General features: G+C 66.3%; 1 protein-coding gene. It reads left to right on the top strand.

Annotation, left to right across the window (positions count from 1 at the left end; all coding sequences use genetic code 11):
- Positions 1 to 228 precede the first annotated feature (228 nt).
- Entirely contained in the window at positions 229 to 21,156 is a 20,928-nt protein-coding gene (locus ACTDXD_RS02005) for a non-ribosomal peptide synthase/polyketide synthase (RefSeq protein ID WP_440125546.1), read from the top strand.
- The last annotated feature ends 99 nt before the right edge of the window (positions 21,157 to 21,255 follow it).

The raw sequence follows: 21,255 nt of genomic DNA, 5'->3' as shown, positions 1-21,255 counted from the left end.
TGTGTATGCGAAGGGCGCCTGAGATGACCAGCGAGTAACCTGTCTCGAACGGTTGTTGCCGATCGGTAGGGTTTGTGGGCTGCGTCGTCGGGCCAGTGGGGCATCCCGCTGCCGGGCTCGCCGTAACGATCCTCACCTGATCTGCAGATATACGCGGGGTACGGTGATGTGCTCCGCAGGTCGGTGCGCAGGTCGGTCGTCGTCCGACGGTGAGAGGAAGGTTGGGGTTTGGACTCGCTGGGTATCGGCGGCGCGGAAACGAAGAGGACGAGTGCGGCAGCGGTGCCGCCCGGTGCGTTTCCCCTCTCGCCGGCACAGCTGGGCATGTGGTTCGCCCAGCACGTCGACCCGACGGTGCCAGCCAATATCGCCCAGTATGTCGAACTCGATGGGGATCTGGATCTCGACGTACTTCGCGAATCCAGTGCCCGTGCCGCCCTCGAAACCGGGTCGGGGTTCCTCCGCTTCATCGAGGTGGACGCGCATCCCTATCAGCTCGTCGATCCTGCATTGGACGCCCCGCTCGGATACGTGGATCTGCGGGGCGAAGAAGATCCTCGTTCGGCTGCGCTCACGTGGATGCGCGAGGACCGCAGTCGGCCCGTCGACGTACTCCGTGATCGGCTCATATCCGCAACGGTGCTCCGCATCGGCGAGACCCGTTACTTCTGGTACAACCGCGTCCACCATCTCGCACTCGACGGGTTCGCTGCCGCGACCTTCATGACCCGGATCGCGGAGTTGTACACCGCGGCCGTGGAAGGGATCGAGGCCAGCCCGAACCGCGCGTCGGACCTGCGCAAGGTCTACGACGTCGAGATGGACTACCGCGACTCGAAACGGTTCGCCGACGATCGCGAGTACTGGGCGGGACAGATCGAGGGTATCGACGAACCGTCGAGTCTGGCCGACCGCGCGGCAGCGCCGGCCCCCGTCAGCCGCATCGACAGCGCCGCGCTGACCGACGACACCGAACACCACGTCGACGTACTCGCCGAGCGTGAGGGGGCGAGTCTCGCGACGGCCGTCGTGGCTGCGTTCGCGGCGTACGTCGCGCAGATGACGGGTCGTACCGATGTCGTGCTGAGTCTGCCTGTCGCCGCGAGGACGACCGCGGTGCTGCGCCGGTCCGGCAGCATGGTCTCGAACGTCGTTCCGCTGCGCCTGGATGTCACCGACGACACCACCGTCCACGACCTGATCGCCGCCTCGGGTGCCGCAGTGTCCGGAGCCTTGAGGCACCAGCGCTACCGGCACGAGGACATCGTCCGCGATCGTGACAATTCGGCCGGGGCGCAGTCCACGTTCTTCGGTCCGTGGGTCAACATCATGCTGTTCGAGAACGAGATTCGCCTCGGCGACATGGTCGGGCACATCAATATCCTGTCGACCGGTCTCATCGAAGACCTCGGAGTCAACGTCTACAAGAGCGACGGCAACCGCGTTCACATCGACTTCGAGTCCAATCCCAACCTCTACGCGGCCGAACAGGCACGTGCCAACCATGCGCGATTCGTCGAGTTCTTCGACCGCTTCGTCGCGTCCGACGCCGATCGGCTCGTCTGGGACATCCCGCTCGCCGCAAGCGCCGAACTCGACCGTGTCGTGGTCGATTGGAACCGCACCGATCACGCGACCCAACAGCGCACACTGCTCGCCGAGTTCCGGGACCGGGCTGCCGCAACTCCCGACGCGACCGCACTGGTCTACGAGAGTGAGTCGCTGACCTACGGCGAGTTCGCGCAGCGGGCAAACTCACTTGCCCGCGAGCTCATCGACCGTGGCGTCGGCCCGGAATCGCTCGTCGGTCTCTCTGTTCGCCGGTCTCTCGAGCTCCTGGTCGGCATGTACGCCATCCTCGAAGCGGGCGGCGCGTGGGTACCACTCGACCCCGACCACCCCTCCGACCGCACCGAGTACATTCTCGATACCGCGAAACCGGTGGCAGTGCTCACCACCTCGCGCGACCGCGCCGGGCTCCCCGACACAGCGCCGATAGTCGAGATCGACACGTTCGACCATCGTTCGCGCGACGGTGGTCCGCTCACCGATTCGGAACGTCTCGGACCCGTGCGGCCCGACACCACCGCGTACGTGATCTTCACGTCCGGATCCACGGGCCGCCCCAAGGGCGTCGCAGTCGGTCATGCTGCGATCGACAACCAGATCCAGTGGATGAACGACCAGTACGACGTGGTCTCCACTGACGTCTACCTGCAGAAGACCGCAACCACGTTCGACGTGTCATTGTGGGGCTTCTTCATGCCGTTGCGAGTGGGCGCGACTCTCGTGATCGCCACCCCTGAGGGGCACCGCGACCCCGTCTACGTCGCGAACAAGATCGCCGAGCACCGGGTGACGCTCACCGACTTCGTGCCCTCGATGCTCACCGTGTTCGTGGCCAATGCCCCCGAAGGCAGTTGCGACACGCTGCGCCATGTCTTCGTGATCGGCGAGGCGCTGCCCTCGGAGACGGCTGCCGACTTCGCCGGGTTGTGCTCTGCAGACCTGCACAACCTCTACGGGCCAACGGAAGCCGCGGTGTCGATCACCTATCACCGCGCCGGACCGGGCGACGTGCACAGTGTCCCGATCGGTATTCCGCAGTGGAACAGCCGTGCCTACGTCCTCGACCGGCGCCTCCGTCCCGTCCCGGTGGGGCGTCCGGGAGAGCTCTATCTCACCGGAGTTCAGCTCGCCCGCGGGTACCTCGACCGGCCGGACCTGACCTCCGATCGGTTCCTTGCCGATCCCTTCGGTGCGCCGGGCGACCGGATGTACCGAACCGGCGACCTGGTGCGCTGGGTGTCGCCCGAGGGCGACCACGGCCTCCTCGACTACATCGGGCGCACCGACTTCCAGGTGAAGTTCCGCGGTCAGCGCATCGAACTCGGTGAGATCGAAGCGGTTCTGCTCTCGCACGACGACGTCTCGCAAGCCGTCGTGCTCGTGGTGCAGACGCCCACCGGGGATCAGCTCGTCGGGTATGTGGTGCCCACCCCGGCAGCGACGATCGAGGTCGCCGACCTCGCAGATCACGCAGAGCGCGCGTTGCCGTCGTACATGGTTCCGGCGTCGCTGATGGTGCTAGAGGAACTGCCGCTCAACACCAGCGGCAAGCTCGATCGTAAAGCGCTGCCGCAGCCGGTCTTCAGCAGTACCCGTACCTTCCGCGAACCCCGGACCCCTGCGGAACGGGCGGTGTCCGCTGCGTTCGGCGAGGTCCTCGGTGTCGAGCGGGTGGGTCTCGACGACGACTTCTTCGAACTCGGCGGAAACTCTCTCGTTGCCACCCAGGTCGTCTCTCGCATCGGTGCCGCGCTTGACACTCGGATTCCGGTGCGCGCACTGTTCGAAGCATCGACCGTGGTGGGTCTCGCCACCCGGGTCGCGAAGCAGATCGGATCGGGTGCACGGCGTGCGTTGGTGGCGCGGCCACGGCCCGAGGTCCTGCCTCTTTCGACCGCGCAGCAGCGCATCTGGTTCATCAACCGGTTCGATACCACGACCGCGGCATACAACCTGCCGTTCACAGTTCGCCTCACCGGTGATGTGGACCCACGCGCGCTGTCCGATGGTTTCGCTGACGTAGTGCATCGGCACGAGACGCTGCGGACCGTCTACCCCGAGGTCGACGGTGAACCCCGCCAGGTGATCCTGCCTGCCGATCAGGTCACCTCGGTCCTCGAACCATTGGAGGTCGACGAAGCGGGACTCCAGGTTGCCGTCCTCGAGATGGCAGGCCGTGGTTTCGACGTCACGACCGATGTTCCTTTCCGGGTGGCCCTGTACCGGATCGCTCCCGACAGCCGTGACCGGTCGGCGACCTACGTCCTCGCGATGGTGTTGCACCACATCGCGTCCGACGGATCGTCGTTCGGTCCGTTCGCTCGTGACGTCGTCACCGCCTACTCGGCGCGCGCGGAGGGGCACGCGCCGCAGTGGGCGCCGCTGCCGATCCAGTACGCCGACTATGCGATATGGCAACGTGACGCGCTCGGCATCGAATCCGACTCGGAATCGGCTGCTGCAAAGCAGATTGCCTACTGGATCGAGGAGCTCGACGGGCTTCCCGATCAGCTCGATCTTCCGTCCGATCGGCCGCGACCCGCGGTCGCAAGCTACGGCGGATCCAAGTACCGATTCGACATCGACGCCGAAACCCACAGGCGCCTGGTTGATCTCGCACGTACTCACCACGCATCACTGTTCATGGTCGTGCACGCCGCTTACGCGGTGCTGCTTTCCCGGCTGAGCGGGTCCGGTGACATCGCGATCGGCACCGCTGTCGCGGGTCGTGGCGAGAAGGAACTCGACGACCTGATCGGCATGTTCGTCAACACCCTCGTGTTGCGCAGCCGGATCGATCCCGGTTCCTCGTTCGAAGAGTTCCTCGGCGACGTCCGTGGAACCGACCTCACCGCGTTCTCGAACGCCGATGTTCCGTTCGAGCGGCTCGTCGAGGTACTCAACCCCACACGATCCACCGCTCGGCACCCGCTCTTCCAGGCGGCGCTGTCGCTCGAACCGGCGCACGCGCGTGACGTGTCGTTCGCCGGTGTTCATGCTGTGGGCACCGAACTCGACATGCCCATCTCGAAATTCGACATCCAGCTCTGGGTCACCGAGCGGCTCGACGACGCCGGGCGGCCGGCGGGGCTCGGAGCGGTCTTCGAGTTCGCCACCGACCTGTTCGACGAGGCCACCGTCGCCACGTTCGGTGAACGATTCGTTCGCATTCTCGATGGTGTCGTCACCGACCCCACAACCCCAGTGGGTGACCTCGAGATCTTGTCTCCCGGTGAGGTCGACCGCCTGGTCGCGACCCACGGCGCCGTCGTCACCGAGCACGTCACCCTCGTCGACCTCCTGGTCGAAGGGGGCCGGCTCCATCCAGACCGCATCGCGGTGCGCGACGGCGATACGGCGATCACCTACCGCGAGCTCGACGACATGTCGAATCGGATCGCACGCTACCTCATCGCGAGAGGTGCCGGACCGGAAGAAATTGTGGCGCTGGCTTTTCCACGCTCCTGGGAAATGCTTCTCGGTGTCTGGTCGGTGGCGAAGACCGGTGCAGCGTACCTGCCCGTCGATCCCGAACATCCGGCCGAGCGTATCGCCCACATGCTCGACGACTCGGGAGCTCTGTCGGGTCTGACGACGGCCGAGCGAATCGGCATGCTCCCCGCCGTCGTCGACTGGATCGATCTCGGCAGCGACGCGTTCGTCGCAGAATGCGCGACCCTCTCCAGTGCTCCCGTCGGGGACGCTGACCGGATCCGCACGCTCCGTCCGGACCACACCGCGTACGTCATCTACACCTCGGGTTCAACGGGTAGACCGAAGGGCGTCGCAGTCACCCACACCGGGCTGTCCGGACTCGTCCGTGAATCCGTCGAGCTCTACGAGGTCACCGCGGATTCGCGGATCCTCCACATCTGTTCGCCGAGCTTCGACCCGTCGGTGCTCGACTGGACGCTCACGGGAGCCACAGGCGCCGAACTCGTCGTCACTCCGCCCACGATCTACGGCGGCGGTGAGCTTCGCGCGCTCATCGAGGCCACGAAGGTCACCCACGCCGTCATCACCCCGGCGGTACTCGGATCGGTCGACCCGGCCGGTCTGGAGTCGCTCCGCACCCTCAATGTCGGTGGTGACGCCTCCACCGCGGATCTCGTCGCCCGCTGGGCGCCGGGTCGCCGTTTCTTCAATGCGTACGGGCCGACCGAGACGACAATCGTCTCCACCCGCGCCGAGCTGACGGCCGACGGTCCGATTACCGTTGGCACTCCTGTTGCTGGAGTGGTCGCCTACGTACTCGATCGACGTCTGCGGCCGGTGCCTGCCGGAGTGTCGGGCGAGCTGTACCTCGCAGGGCACGCGCTTGCTCGCGGCTATCATCGTCGCGGGTCGCTCACGGCAGACCGTTTCGTCGCGAACCCGTTCGGCGATCTCGGCGACCGCATGTACCGCACCGGCGACATCGTGCGCTGGAACGATGACGATCGGCTGGTCTTCACCGGCCGATCCGATTTCCAGGTCAAGGTCCGCGGTTACCGCATCGAACTCGGTGAGATCGATGCGGCATTGCTGACCCACGACCTGGTGGACTTCGCGGCCACCGTTGGACACGAAATGCCCTCGGGTCAAACGGCTCTGGTGTCGTATGTGCATCCCGCTCCCGGTATCGACGCCACCGGTGTCGACACTGCAGACCTCACACGCCACGTGGGTCTCTCGCTGCCCTCCTACATGGTTCCGGCCCAGATCATCGTTCTCGACGAGGTTCCCCTCACTCCGATCGGGAAGCTCGACCGGCGGGCACTGCCCGAACCGGAACTCGTCATCACCTACCGTGAGTTCCGGGCGCCGACCACCCCGATCGAAGAGACCGTCGCAACGGTGTTCGCCGACGTCCTCGGCCTGCAGGTCGTCGGGCTCGACGACGACTTCTTCGAACTCGGCGGTAACTCCTTACTCGCGACGCAGGTGGTCTCGCGACTCGGTGTCGCGCTCGACGCTCAGGTTCCGGTGCGAGCTCTGTTCGAGTCCACCACCGTCGCTGCACTCGCCGTGCGGGTCGAGCAGGAAGCCGGCCGCGGTGCGCGTATCGCGCTGGCGAAGATGCCTCGGCCCGAACGGGTCCCGCTCTCGCTCGCACAACAGCGCATGTGGTTCCTCAATCGCTTCGACACCCAATCGGCGACCTACAACCTGCCGATGGCGCTGCGGTTGCGCGGCGAACTCGACGTCGCTGCCCTGCAGGTGTCGATCATGGATGTCATCGACCGTCACGAGTCGCTGCGTACCGTCTTCCCGGACTCGCCCGAGGGTCCGCACCAGGTCGTTCGTGCCGCCGCTGAAGTCGTTCCCGACCTGACCCCGACCGTGATCGCGGCCGGCGAACTGCCCGAGGCTGTTCGCCGCCTCGCCTCCACGGGTCTCGACGTGACCTCCGATGTCCCGATCCGGGCCGAGCTCTTCGAGCTCGGCGACTCGGAGCATGTCCTCGTCGTTGTGGTGCACCACATCTCTGCGGACGGCTGGTCGATCGGTCCGATGGCGCGCGACATCATGGTTGCGTACACGGCGCGGACCGACTGGGAAGAACCGTCGTGGGCACCGTTGCCCGTTCAGTACACCGACTACACGCTGTGGCAGCGGGAGATCCTCGGCTCCGAGAATGATGAGCAGTCGCTGATCTCGCGTCAACTCGACTACTGGCGTCGCACCTTGGCCGGAATCCCCGACCAGCTCGACCTTCCTGCGGACCGGCCGCGGCCGAGTCAGCAGTCGTACGCCGGGGCGATGGTGGAATTCCGGATCGATCCCGAATTGCACCGAGGTCTGGTCGATCTCGCGCGCACGCGTAATGCGTCGCTGTTCATGGTGGTGCACGCTGCCCTGTCGGTGATGCTGTCGCGTCTGTCCGGGCAGGACGACATTGCGATCGGTACCCCCGTGGCCGGCCGTGGTGAGCAGGCACTCGACGACCTGATCGGCATGTTCGTCAACACCCTCGTGCTGCGCACCGAGGTCGACGCGGCCGACGAGTTCATCCACCATCTTGCTCGGGCCCGCGACAGTGCGCTCGGTGCGTTCGGGCACGCGGATGTGCCCTTCGAGCGTCTCGTCGAGGTACTGAATCCGGAGCGATCGACGGCGCGGCATCCGTTGTTCCAGGTGATGCTGTCGTTCGAGAACCTTCGTGCGTCGCGCATCGACCTGCGGGGACTGACCCTCGACGTCGTCGACATCGACTCGGCCGTCGCGAAGTTCGATCTGCAACTGACCTTGACCGAGGCGTTCGACGGCGACGGTACGCCCAACGGACTCGGAGCTGCGTTCACGTACGCGACCGATCTGTTCGATGCCGCTACCGCGCGGGGATTCGCCGACCGTTTCGTGCGAGTGCTCGAAGCGGTCGTCGCGGATCCGACAGCGCGGGTCGGTGACATCGATCTGCTCGATGGTGATGAACGGTCTCTGGTGTTGGAGCGGTGGAACGACACCGCGTGCGAGGTCGAGTCGTCGTCGACGTTGGTGGATCTGTTCGAGGCGCAGGTGCGCCGGACTCCGGGTGCGGTGGCGCTCGAGTTCGAGGGTCGGTCGTTGACGTTCGCGGAGTTCGATTCTCGTGTGAATCGTGTTGCGCGGTATTTGATTTCGGTGGGTGTGGGGCCCGAGTCGACGGTGGGTCTGGCTGTGCGCAGATCGTTGGATCTGCTGGTCGGGATGTATGCGATCGTCAAGGCCGGTGGTGCGTATGTGCCGTTGGATCCGGATCAGCCTGCCGATCGCAACGGGTACATTCTCGATACTGCTGCTCCGGTGGTCGTGCTGACGACCTCGCGTGACGCGTTTGCCGACGATCGTGTGCTTTCGGTCGAACTCGACGGGCTCGATGTGTCGGAGTTCTCCGATGCGGGGGTGACGGACGCAGAGCGTTCGGCGCCGTTGCGGTCGTCGAATGCGGCGTATGTGTTGTTCACGTCGGGGTCGACGGGCCGGCCGAAGGGCGTCGCGATCTCGCACGCCGCTATCGTGAACCGCCTTCTGTGGATGCAGGACCAGTACGGACTCGGCGGCGACGACATCGTTCTGCAGAAGACGCCGTTCACATTCGACGTGTCGGTGTGGGAATTCTTCTGGCCGTTGCAGGTGGGCGCACGGCTCGTGATCGCGGCCCCCGACGGTCACCGCGACCCGGACTATCTCGTGCGGACGATGATCGAGACTTCGGTGTCGGTGGCGCATTTCGTGCCGTCGATGCTCGCGGTGTTCGTAGCAGCATCCGGTGTCGAGAACGTCTCGACGCTGCGTGCTGTATTCGCCTCGGGGGAGGCGCTGTCGGCTGCCGTCGCGACTCGTCTGCGCACGGCCCTGCCCCAGGCGCGCTTGCACAACCTGTACGGGCCCACCGAGGCGGCGGTCGATGTGACCTATCACGAGGTCACCCGGGCCGACACGGTGTCGGTCCCGATCGGCCTGCCGGTGTGGAACACCGCTGTCTATGTCCTCGACGGTCGGCTCCGACCTGTCCCGGTGGGGGTTGCGGGCGAGCTGTATCTGGCGGGTGTGCAGTTGGCGCGGGGATACGTGACGCGCCCGGATCTGACTGCCGAACGGTTCGTCGCCTCGCCGTATGTGGCGGGGGAGCGACTGTACCGAACCGGTGACCTCGTCAAGTGGGGCCGTCGTTCCGGGGAACTCGAATACATCGGTCGTACCGATTTCCAGGTGAAACTGCGGGGACTGCGGATTGAGCTGGGTGAGATCGAAGCTGCCCTCGTAGAAACCGGGGACGTGACCCACGCTGTGGTCCTGGTGCGATCGGATCCGCGTTCGGGTGAGCAACTCGTCGCATATCTCGTCGGTGGGACCGAGGCTGCGCTCGATACTGCGGCGATCTCGCGGTCTCTGACGACTCGGCTGCCCGCGTACATGGTGCCCACCGCGTATGTTGTGCTCGACCGGCTGCCGTTGAGCCCCGCAGGCAAGCTCGATCGTAAAGCCCTGCCGGAGCCCGTTTTCGAGGTCAAGGAGTTCCGGGCCCCGAGCACACCCGTCGAGCAGATCGTGGCCACGGTCATCGCAGAGGTGCTCGGGCTCGATCGAGTCGGACTCGACGACGACTTCTTCGCGCTCGGAGGTAACTCGCTGATTGCGACGCAGGTAGTGTCGCGGATCGGTGAGGCTGTCGGTCATCGCCTGCCGCTGCGCACGATCTTCGAGGCGTCGACCGTCGAGTCTCTGGCCGTCGCCGCCGAGTCCGGTTCCGCCGAGGCGGACCGGATCCCGTTGATCGCGCAGGATCGCCCGGCCCGGGTGCCCCTGTCGCTGGCGCAGCAACGGATGTGGTTCCTCAACCGTTTCGACCCCGACTCCTCGGTGAACAACATCCCGGTTGCGGTGCGGTTGTCGGGCAAGCTCGATGTCCCTGCGCTCGAGGAGGCGTTGCGGGACGTCGTGGCGCGGCACGAATCGCTGCGCACCATCTACCCGGATGTCGACGGTTACGGCTACCAGAAGATCCTCGCACCGGGCGACGTCGCGATCGCGCTGGAGACCGTTCCCACGACCGAAGCCGACGCCCCCGATGCGCTGCGTAGGCTCGCAGGCATCGCGTTCGACGTGGCGCATGAAGTTCCCTTCGCTGTCTGCCTGCTCGAGCTCGGACCGGAGGAGCATCTGCTGGTGGCGGTCCTGCACCACATCGCCGCGGACGGGTTCTCGATGGTTCCGCTCACGCGAGACATCATGATCGCCTACGCGGCACGCTCGACCGGGGACGATCCAGCTTGGGAACCGCTGCAGGTGCAGTACGCCGACTACACGCTGTGGCAACGCGAGGTCCTCGGGTCCGAAGACGATCAGGACTCGCTGATCTCCCAGCAGATCCGGTATTGGATCGACGCGCTCGACGGAGTACCCGCGAGCCTCGAACTGCCCACCGACCGTCCCCGCCCGGCGGTGGCCACCAACGCAGGGGCGGTGCACCGATTCGAGATCGGTGCCGATCTGCGAGCCGCGATCGACAGGTTGGCACACGAGCAGCGCACCACAGAATTCATGGTGGTCCACGCTGTGCTCGCAGTACTTCTTGCACGACTCGGAACATCGGACGACATCACGATCGGTACCCCGGTGGCCGGTCGCGGTGACCGGGCCCTCGACGGTCTGATCGGCATGTTCGTCAACACCCTCGTACTACGCACGCGTGTCGATCCGGCGGAAACCTTCGGCGAACTCCTCGCCCACGTGCGTGAGTCGGATCTGGGCGCTTTCGCGCACGCCGAGATCCCGTTCGAGCGGCTCGTCGATGTGCTCGCGCCCGTCCGCAGCCAGGCCCACAATCCGTTGTTCCAGGTGATGCTCGCATTCCAGAACGTCGGCCAGGTGTCGCTCGAACTACCGGGCATGGCTGTGTCCAACATTCCGCTGGACAGCGGCATGTCGAAGTTCGATCTCGTCGTGACCGTTCTCGACGTCCCGCTCGACAACAGCTCGGACGGCGGATACTCGGTCGAATTCTCCTATGCCACAGATCTGTTCGATGCCTCGACCGTCGCAGGCATGGGCGAGCGCTTCCTCTCGTTGCTCGAGGCGGTCACGGGCACACCGGCATTGCCGGTAGGCGACCTTCCGCTGCTCACCGGCAACGAACTCGCGGCGGTCGAGTCGGCATCCCACGGACCCGAACACGACATCGACTCCGCGGTCACGCTGCCCCACCTGGTCGACCGGCAGGTGGCACGAACTCCGGATGCTCAGGCGCTGATCCCGGGCACCGACGCACTCGGCGCACCGCGGACATATCGGGAGTTCGGGCGCGACGTCAACCGGCTCGCTCGCTACCTCGTCGACCGCGGCGTCGGTCCCGATACCCGTGTGGGGGTCGCGCTGAGCCGTTCAGCCGACCTGGTTGTCGCCATACACGCGGTGATCGCCGCGGGTGGTGCGTATGTACCGGTCGATCCCGACCAGCCCTCCGAACGCATCGAGTACATTCTCGAGTCCTCGGCGCCGTCGCTGCTCCTCACCGCTGGGTCTGCGGCATCTGTGTGCGCCGAGACCTCGGCTGCCACGTGCGATGTCGACGCACTCGACCTCTCCGGATTCGACGACACGCCGCTGACCGACGCCGACCGCCTCGCGCCCCTACGCGCCGAGAACCTCGCGTACGTGCTGTACACGTCAGGATCCACCGGCAGGCCCAAGGGTGTCGGCGTGACCCACGCTTCGGTCGTCAACCAGATGCTGTGGATGCAGAACCGGTTCGCATTCACGGAGTCCGACGCAGTTCTGCTCAAGACTCCCGTGACCTTCGATGCGTCGGTCTGGGAAATATTCCTTCCGCTGCACACCGGTGCCTCCATCGTCGTGGGATCCCCGGATCTCCACCGTGATCCTGCTCGACTGGCGGCGGAGATCGCCAATACCGCCACCACCGTGGTGCAGTTCGTGCCCACTGTCTTCGACGCGGTCCTCGAATATCTCGAGCAGACAGCGGCGGCCTCGTTGAACCATGTGTTCTGCGGCGGCGAGGCGCTTTCGGCCAACAGCACCGCCAGGTTCGCGGAACTCGGGGATGCGCCCGTGCACAACGTCTACGGGCCGACCGAAGCGACGGTGCAAACCGTATTTCGGACCGCAGAGGCAGGCGAAGAGCGGGTCGTGCCGATCGGTCGCCCAGTGTGGAACACAGATGTGCTCGTGCTCGACTCGCGACTGCGTCCGGTTCCGGTCGGCGTGGCGGGAGAGCTCTATCTCACCGGTGTTCAGCTCGCCCGCGGCTACCATGGCCGGGCGGATCTGACCGCGGAGCGATTCGTGGCAGATCCGCGTTCGACGGTCGGTGCGCGCATGTACCGGACCGGCGACCTCGTCAAATGGGTTCCGGTTACGTCCGGGGAGCCCGGCTCTCCGTCGATCGAGACGCTCGAACTCGAATATCTCGGACGTACCGATCGACAGGTCAAGCTGCGCGGCCTCCGGATCGAGCTCGGCGAGGTCGAGTCCGCCCTCGTCGGAGTGAGCGGGGTGCGGCAGGCCGTAACGATCGTCCGCGATGACCCCGGCGCCGGCCCGCAGCTCGTAGCGTATGTGGTGCCTACCTCCGGGACCACCGTCGACCCACTCGACATGAAGACCGAGCTCGCGCAGGTGCTGCCGTCCTACATGGTCCCGTCGGCGATTGTGGCCCTCGACGCGTTCCCGCTCAATGCCAGTGGCAAGATCGATCGAAATGCGCTGCCCGCCCCGACTTTCGAGGTCCGCGAGTTCATGCCACCGCGCACTCCTGTGGAGGAGATCGTCGCGGGAGTCTTCGCGCAGGTACTCGGGATTCCCCGAGCGGGCCGTGACGACGATTTCTTCGCGCTCGGCGGTAACTCGCTCGTGGCGACGCAGGTGGTCGCTCGTCTCGGTGAAGCGCTGGGCACACGGATACCCGTGCGCGCGCTCTTCGATGCCCCGACCGTCGAAGCGCTCGCGCTGCGCGCCGAGCACGCCGACGGAACCGCAACCCGGCCCGAGCTTGTCCGCCGCTCCCGCCCCGAGCTGATTCCGCTGTCTCCTGCTCAGCAGCGCATGTGGTTCCTCAACCGGTTCGACACCGCCTCTGCGGTGAACAACATTCCGGTCGGTGTCCGACTTACCGGCACTCTCGACTTGGAGGCGCTGTCCGCCGCGCTCGGCGACGTCGTCGAGCGTCATGAATCGCTCCGCACGATCTATCCGGACGTCGACGGTGTCGGGCACCAGTCCGTGCTTGCCTCGCACGCTGTGGAGCTGATCACCGAGAGCGTCGACGAGGCGTCGCTGCTCGTGCGAGCCGAGCAACTCACCGCAACGGGATTCGACGTCACTGCCGAGGTCCCGATGCGGGTGGTGTTGTTCGAACTCGGCCCACGCGACCACGTGCTGTTCCTCGTGGTGCACCACATCGCATCCGACGGATTCTCGCTGCGTCCGCTCGCGCGCGACATCATGGTGGCCTACGCGTCGCGGACGCACGGCGAGCCGCCCGCCTGGCCGCCGCTCACAGTTCAGTACCCCGACTACTCTCTGTGGCAACGCGACGTGCTCGGCTCCGAGGACGACCCCGAATCGGTTCTCTCGGAGCAGATCGAGTACTGGACCTCGCAGCTCGCCGGAATTCCGGATCAGCTGGATCTTCCCTCCGACCGGTTGCGGCCCGAGACCGCGACCGGTGAGGGCCGGACCAGCAGTTTCCGGATCGACCCCACGCTGCATGCACGCCTCCATACGCTCGCGCGCGAGCACAACACCTCGTTGTTCATGGTGATTCACGCGGCCCTGAGCGTGCTGTTGTCGAGGCTGTCGGACACCGACGACATCTCGATCGGCACACCGATCGCCGGCCGCGGCGAGGCAGCACTCGACGACCTGGTCGGCATGTTCGTCAACACCCTGGTGCTGCGCACCACGTTCGAGAACGACGTGCCGTTCGAGCAGCTGCTCGCCCAGGTCCGCGAGACCGACCTCGACGCTTTCGCGCACGCCGACGTTCCGTTCGAACGGCTCGTGGAGATCATCGATCCCGAACGGTCGCGGGCGCGGCATCCGCTGTTCCAGGTGGCCCTGACGTTCCAGAACACGGGCGCGGTGGATTTCGAACTCGATGGGATCACCGCGAGCGCGTTCGAGTACGAAGCCCCCTTGGCGAAATTCGACTTGCAGTTCACCTTCGCCGACGCGATCGGTGCAGGATCGATCACTGCCGACAACGGCGCAGGTGGAATGGATTTCGCGATCACCTACGCCACCGATCTGTTCGACGACCTGCGTGTCGCCGCGTTCGCGGAGCAGCTGCTGCGGATTCTGCGGGCGGTCGTGGAGGATCCGGCGGTTGTGGTCGGTGACATCGGGATCCTCGATGACTTCGAGCGCGAGCTCGTCGTGTCGCGGTGGAATTCGCTGGGCGATGACGTGGCGCCGGCGGATGTGACGCTGGTGGACATGTTCGAGGCGCAGGTCGCCGCACGTGGTGATGCGGTGGCGGTGCGGTTCGGTGACGAGTCGGTGTCCTATCGCGAACTCGGCTCGCGGGTGCGTCGTCTGGCGCGGCATCTGATCGACGTCGGGGTTGGGCCTGAGTCGTTGGTGGCGGTGACGCTACCGCGGTCGGCCGATCTGGTGGTGGCGCTGCTTGCGGTGCTCGAAGCCGGTGGCGGTTATCTGCCGGTCGACCCGAACTCGCCCGCCGAGCGCATCGAGTTCCTGGTGTCGGATGCGCGGCCTGTCGCGGTCGTGACGCATTCCGGTGAGGATGTTTCGTTCCCGAGCGGTGTTCCGGTCATCGAACTCGACCGGGTCGATCTGTCCGGGGTGGACGATGCGCCGATCCTCGACGCGGAGCGTCGAGCGACGCTCGGTTCGACGAACCTCGCGTATGTGATCTACACGTCTGGTTCGACGGGCCGGCCGAAGGGTGTGTTGATTCCGCATCGCAACGCGGTGCGGTTGATGGTCAACACGGAGTCGGTGTACGGGTTCGGTTCGTCGGATGTATGGACGATGTTCCACAGCTATGCGTTCGACTTCTCAGTGTGGGAGCTGTGGGGTCCGTTGTTGTACGGCGGGACCTTGGTGGTGGTCGATTACTTCACGTCGAGGTCGCCGGAAGCGTTCCGGGAGTTGCTGGTTCGTGAGCGGGTGACGGTGCTGAACCAGACGCCGTCGGCGTTCTATCAGCTTGCCGAGGCCGATCGTGTGGCCTCCGATAGTGCGGATTTCGCGCTGCGGTATGTGATTTTCGGTGGTGAGGCACTCGAGCCGCGTCGTTTGGCGGGGTGGTTCGAGCGACACGGGGATGCCGGGCGAGCGCAGCGACCGGAGATCAGCACTGCGCCGCGTTTGGTCAATATGTACGGCATCACCGAGACGACGGTGCATGTGTCGTACCGGGAGATCGGTGCTGAGCTCGCCGAGGTGGGATCTGCGAGTGTTGTCGGCGTGCCGATCGCGGGTCTGCGTGTGTATGTGTTGGACAGGCGTCTTCAGCCGGTACCGGTGGGGGTCGCGGGGGAGATGTACGTCGGTGGTGGTCAGCTCGCGCGTGGTTATCTGCGCCGGTCCGAGTTGTCGTCGACGCGGTTCGTGGCCGATCCGTTCTCTTCGGACGGTGCGTTGTTGTATCGCACCGGTGATGTGGCGCGCTGGGTGGTCTCGGGAGATCTCGAGTATCTGGGGCGTGCCGACGACCAGGTCAAGATCCGTGGTTTCCGTATCGAACTCGGTGAGGTCGAGGCGGCGGTGTTGGCGCAGGCCCAGGTGGCGCAGGCTGCGGTGATCGTGCGTGAGGATGCGCCGGGTGCTGCGCGGATCGTTGCGTATGTGGTTCCTGCCGAGGGTGTTTCGGTCGAGCTGGAAGCGCTGCGCGACGGTGTGGGTGCGGTGGTGCCCGAATACATGGTGCCGTCCGCGTTCGTGGTGATCGATTCGATCCCGTTGACGGTCAACGGCAAGCTGGATCGTCGGGCACTGCCGGAGCCGGCGTTCGAGACGCGTGAGTTCCGTGCGCCGTCCACTCCGATCGAGGAGATCGTGGCGGGTGTGTTCGCCGATGTGCTCGGTGTCGAGCGGGTGGGCACGGACGATGATTTCTTCGCTCTCGGTGGTAACTCGCTGATCGCGACGCAGGTGGTGTCGCGGCTCGGTGCGGCGTTGGATGCGCAGGTTCCGGTGCGTGCGTTGTTCGAGGCGTCGACGGTGTCGGCGTTGGCGGCGCGGGTGGAGCAGGAGTCGGGTCGTGGTGGGCGGGTTCCGCTCGTGGCGGGGCCGCGTCCGGTGCGGGTGCCGTTGTCGCCCGCGCAGCAGCGGATGTGGTTCTTGAACCGGTTCGATCCGGAGTCGACGGCGTACAACATTCCGTTTGCCTTGAGGTTGACCGGGGAACTCGACGCCGCAGCACTGCAGTCCGCTGTCACCGACCTGGTGGCGCGACACGAGTCGCTGCGCACCGAGTACCCCGAGACCGGCGACGGTCCGGCGCAGAAAATCCTTCCTGCCTCGCTGGTGCACGTCGACCTCACCCCGGTGGACATCGACGCGGGCAATCTCGAGACACGCCTGCGGCAGATCGCCGCGACGACCTTCGACGTGACCTCCGAAGTGCCGGTGCTCATGCAACTGCTGCGCGTCGACGACGACGAGCATGTGCTCGCGGTCGTGGTGCATCACATCAGTGCCGACGGCTCGTCGATGGTTCCGCTCGTGCGCGACCTCGTCACTGCGTACGCGGCGCACACCTCCGGCACTGACCCAGTGTGGGCGCCGCTACAGGTGCAGTACGCCGATTACGCTCTGTGGCAGCGCGAGGTACTCGGCTCGGAGAACGACCCGGAATCGATTGCGGCGCAGCAGCTCGGCTACTGGCGAGATGCGCTCGCCGATCTGCCCGATCAGCTGGGCCTGCCGCTCGACCGTCCTCGGCCTGCACAGCAGTCCTTCCGCGGTGACCGCATCGAGTTCGTTGTCGGCGCCGATGTGCACGCCGGACTCAGAGATCTGGCGCGCAGCCACAATGCGACCGTGTTCATGGCGGTGCACGCGGCGTTCACGGCGCTGCTCGCACGACTGTCCGGAACCTCGGACATCGCGGTGGGCACCCCTATCGCGGGCCGCAACGAGCAGGCCGTCGAGGACATCATCGGCATGTTCGTCAACACTCTCGTGCTCCGGCTCGAGGTCGACGCGGGTACATCGTTCACCGATCTGCTCGCAGCGGCACGCGAGACGGACCTGCAGGCGTTCGCGCACGCCGATGTGCCGTTCGAGCGACTCGTGGAGGTGCTCAACCCGGCGCGATCGACGGCTCGTCATCCGCTGTTCCAGGTGGGCTTCTCGTTCCAGAACCAGGCCGGAACGGAGCTGCAACTGCCCGGACTCGCGGTGGCTCCGCTCGATCTCGAGGGCGGAACGGCCCAGTTCGATCTGCACCTGATCGTCGCCGATCGCTATGACGACGACGGCGCACCCGCCGGCATCGACGCGATCCTCACATACGCCACAGATCTGTTCGACGACGACACCGCTCGCGGTGTGGCCGCCCGGTTCGAACAGCTCCTCGGTGCCGTCCTGCAGGCACCCGACGCCCCCGTCGGCGATCATGCGGTGCTGCTCCCCGGCGAGCGCGACGACGTGCTCACCACATGGAACGACACCGACCACGACCTCGACGGTTCGCGCACGCTTGTCGACCTGTTCGACGAGCAGGTCCGGCGTGACGGCGGCGCGGTAGCACTCGTGTACGAGAGCGCACAGTGGACGTACACCGAATTCGATACGGCCGTCAATCGTCTCGCCCGGTACCTGATCGGTCTCGGAGTCGGGCCGGAGGACCGCGTGGCGCTCGCCGCCCGCCGCTCACCCGAGCTGCTCATCGGCATGTACGCGATCGCCAAGACCGGCGCCGCCTACGTGCCTGTCGACCCGGACCAGCCGTCCGAACGCAACTCGTACATCCTCGGCACCGCGGCTCCCGCAGCGGTCGTCACCACGGCGGCAGACAGGATCGAGCATCCCGAGGTGCCCCAGGTGGTGCTCGACGACCTCGATCTGTCGGACTACTCCGACGCGCCGATCACCGACCGCGACCGCACGTCGCCGCTGCGGGCACACAACACCGCCTACGTGATCTTCACGTCCGGCTCGACCGGACGGCCGAAGGGCGTCGCGGTGCCGCACGCTGCGATCGTCAACCAGCTCGAGTGGAAGCGTTCCGCGTTCGATCTCGGGCCGGACGACGCGGTGCTGCTCAAGACCATCGCGACGTTCGACCTGTCGGTGTGGGAGTTCTGGTCCGCCCTCACCTCGGGGGCGCGTCTCGTGGTCGCGACGGCGGACGGTCACCGCGACCCCGACTATCTGCTGACTCTGCTGCGCGCGCAGCGTGTGACGACCTTGCACACGGTGCCGTCGATGCTGTCGATGCTCATGACCGTCGCACAAGACGAAGTATCGCCGTCGTTGCGACGGGTGCTCGCCATCGGTGAAGCGCTTCCGGCGCCCGTCGCCCAGCAGTTCCGCGCATCGAACGAGGCGGCCCTGTTCAACCTGTACGGTCCGACCGAGGCCGCGGTCTCCGTCACCGTCCACGAAGTGCGCGACGACGACACCGTATCGGTGCCCATCGGTGTGCCCGAGTGGAACACCGCCGTGTATGTTCTCGACGACCGGCTACGGCCGGTCCCGCCGGGCGTCGCCGGTGAGCTGTACCTTGCGGGCATCCAGCTCGCACGCGGCTATCACGACCGCGCCGACCTCACCGCGGACCGGTTCGTCGCCGATCCGTTCGGCCGTGGCCGCATGTACCGCACCGGCGATATCGTGCGCTGGAACCGCGAAGGCCACCTCGAATACCTCGAGCGTGCAGACTTCCAGGTCAAGGTCCGGGGCTACCGCATCGAACTGGGCGAGATCGAAGCAGTTCTCCGCGACCTCGACGCAGTGCGCGACGTCGCGGTGCTCGTGCGCAGTGGCGCCCACGTCGGCGATCGTCTCGTCGCGTACGTCGTGCCGTCGAACGAGGATGTCGACGTCGACGACCTCAGGGTGCGGCTCGGGGCGCGCCTGCCGTCGTACATGGTGCCGTCCGTGTTCGTCGTTCTCGATGCCCTGCCGCTCAACACCAACGGCAAGCTCGACCGTGGCGCACTGCCCGAACCGGACCTCGAAGCGGGTACCTTCCGGGCGCCGACCACACCGGTCGAGGAAATCGTCGCAGCGACCGTGGCGGAACTGCTCGGTATCGAACGAGTGGGACTGGACGACGACTTCTTCGAACTGGGCGGCAACTCGCTGCTGGCGACGCAGCTGTCCGCTCGGCTCGGCGTGGCCCTCGACACTCGTGTCGCGGTGCGCACCGTGTTCGAGGCCTCGACGATCGTGGCCCTCGCGGCGCACATCCAGCCGTCCGTCGGGCGCGGGGCACGGGTCGCGCTCGTCGCAGGGCCGAGGCCCGATCGGATCCCGCTGTCGCTGGCACAGCAGCGCATGTGGACCCTCAACAGGGTCGACCCCGAGTCGGGTGTCTACAACATCCCGGTGGCGGTGCGGCTCACCGGCGCCCTCGACACGGACGTGCTCCGTGCCGCGGTCGCAGACGTCGTCGCCCGGCACGAGGTGTTGCGCACGGTGTACCCCGACACCGAGGACGGTCCGGTCCAGGTCGTGCTCCCCGTCGCGGAGGCGATGCCCGATCTCGAACCGATCGCGGTGTCGGCCGGTGATCTCGTCGGACGACTCACCGAGGTGCTCGGCACCGGTTTCGACGTCACCGCACAGACCCCGCCCGTGCGGGTCGCGCTGTTCAGGATCGCCGATGAGGGCGAGCACGTGCTAGCTGTCGTCGCCCACCACATCAGCGCGGACGGCTATTCGATGCGCCCGCTGATCCGCGACGTGATGGTCGCGTACCTCGCGCGTATGGAAGGAACGACGCCGGACTGGGCTCCGCTGGACGTCCAGTACGCCGATTACACGTTGTGGCAGTCGTCGGTACTCGGCGACGACGCGGATCCGGACAGTGAACTCGCGCGCCAGCTCGCGTACTGGACCGGCGAACTCTCCGGTGCGCCCGAGGTGCTCGCGCTGCCCACCGACCGCCCGCGGCCTGCGCGTCAGTCGACCGAGGGCGAGTCGATCACGTTCGCCGTGGGGGAGGCGCTCGCGCAACGTGTCGAGAAGACGGCGCGTGATCAGGGCGCCACCGTATTCATGGTGATGCATGCGGCCTTCGCGGTGTTGATGTCGCGGCTGTCCGGATCCGAGGACATCACGGTCGGTACCCCGACCGCGGGCCGCGGGGAAGAGGCACTCGACGACCTCGTGGGCATGTTCGTCAACACCCTCGTGTTGCGCACCCGCGTCGCGGGCGGCTCGACGTTCGCCGGCCTGCTCGGGCACGCGAAGGAAAAGGACTTGGCGGCATTCGGCAACGCCGACGTCCCATTCGAGCGGCTCGTGGACACATTGGGGGTGCGTCGCACCAGCGCGCACACTCCGCTGTTCCAGGTGATGCTCACCTTCCAGAACATCGACACCGGTGTCCTCGAGCTTCCGGGGCTCGCGGTGCAGCCGCTCGAGACCGGTGCAGATCAGGCCAAGTTCGATCTGCAGTGCACCGTCGTCGAACGGTTCACCGACGGCGGCCTCCTGGGCGACATGGACGTGACGTTCACCTACGCGACTGCGCTGTTCGACCGCAGCACGATCGAGGTGTTCATCGAACGGTTCCGCCGCGTTCTCGACGTCGTGACCGACGACCCGCAGGTCGTGCTGCGCTCCATCGATCTACGCAGCGACGACGAACGCGCACGCGCCGTCCGCCCGCGGAAGGCCCGGACGGTCGCCGACCTGCCGGATCTGGCGGCTCGAGCGGCTGCGGCCGCACCGGATACCGTCGCGTTCGGCCACGGCGACCGCGACGTCACGTTCGGCGAGTTCGCGCAGCGGCTCGAGACGATGGCCTCGACGACGGGCGGTGCACTCACCGCCGAAGCACTGGTCTCGGTAGTACTCAACGGGCTCGTCCCGGGGATGCTGCCGCAACTCGGCGCCGACGGTTTCGGTCGGTTGATCCGCGACGTGATCGCTTCCGCGGAGGCGGTCACCGGCACGGATTAGCCGCCTGTCGGTCGGTTCGGGATAATGGAGGATCGACTGTCGTTCGGACGTCCGGGGGCGTACCGTCCCCGGACGGCGTCGAACAGCAGAGCGCGCGGT

This window comes from Rhodococcus sp. SJ-3 (genome assembly GCF_051918125.1).
Taxonomy (GTDB): Bacteria; Actinomycetota; Actinomycetes; order Mycobacteriales; family Mycobacteriaceae; genus Rhodococcus.
Note: the sequence above shows the minus strand (reverse complement) of the source record. Positions and strands in the feature narration are given on the sequence as shown.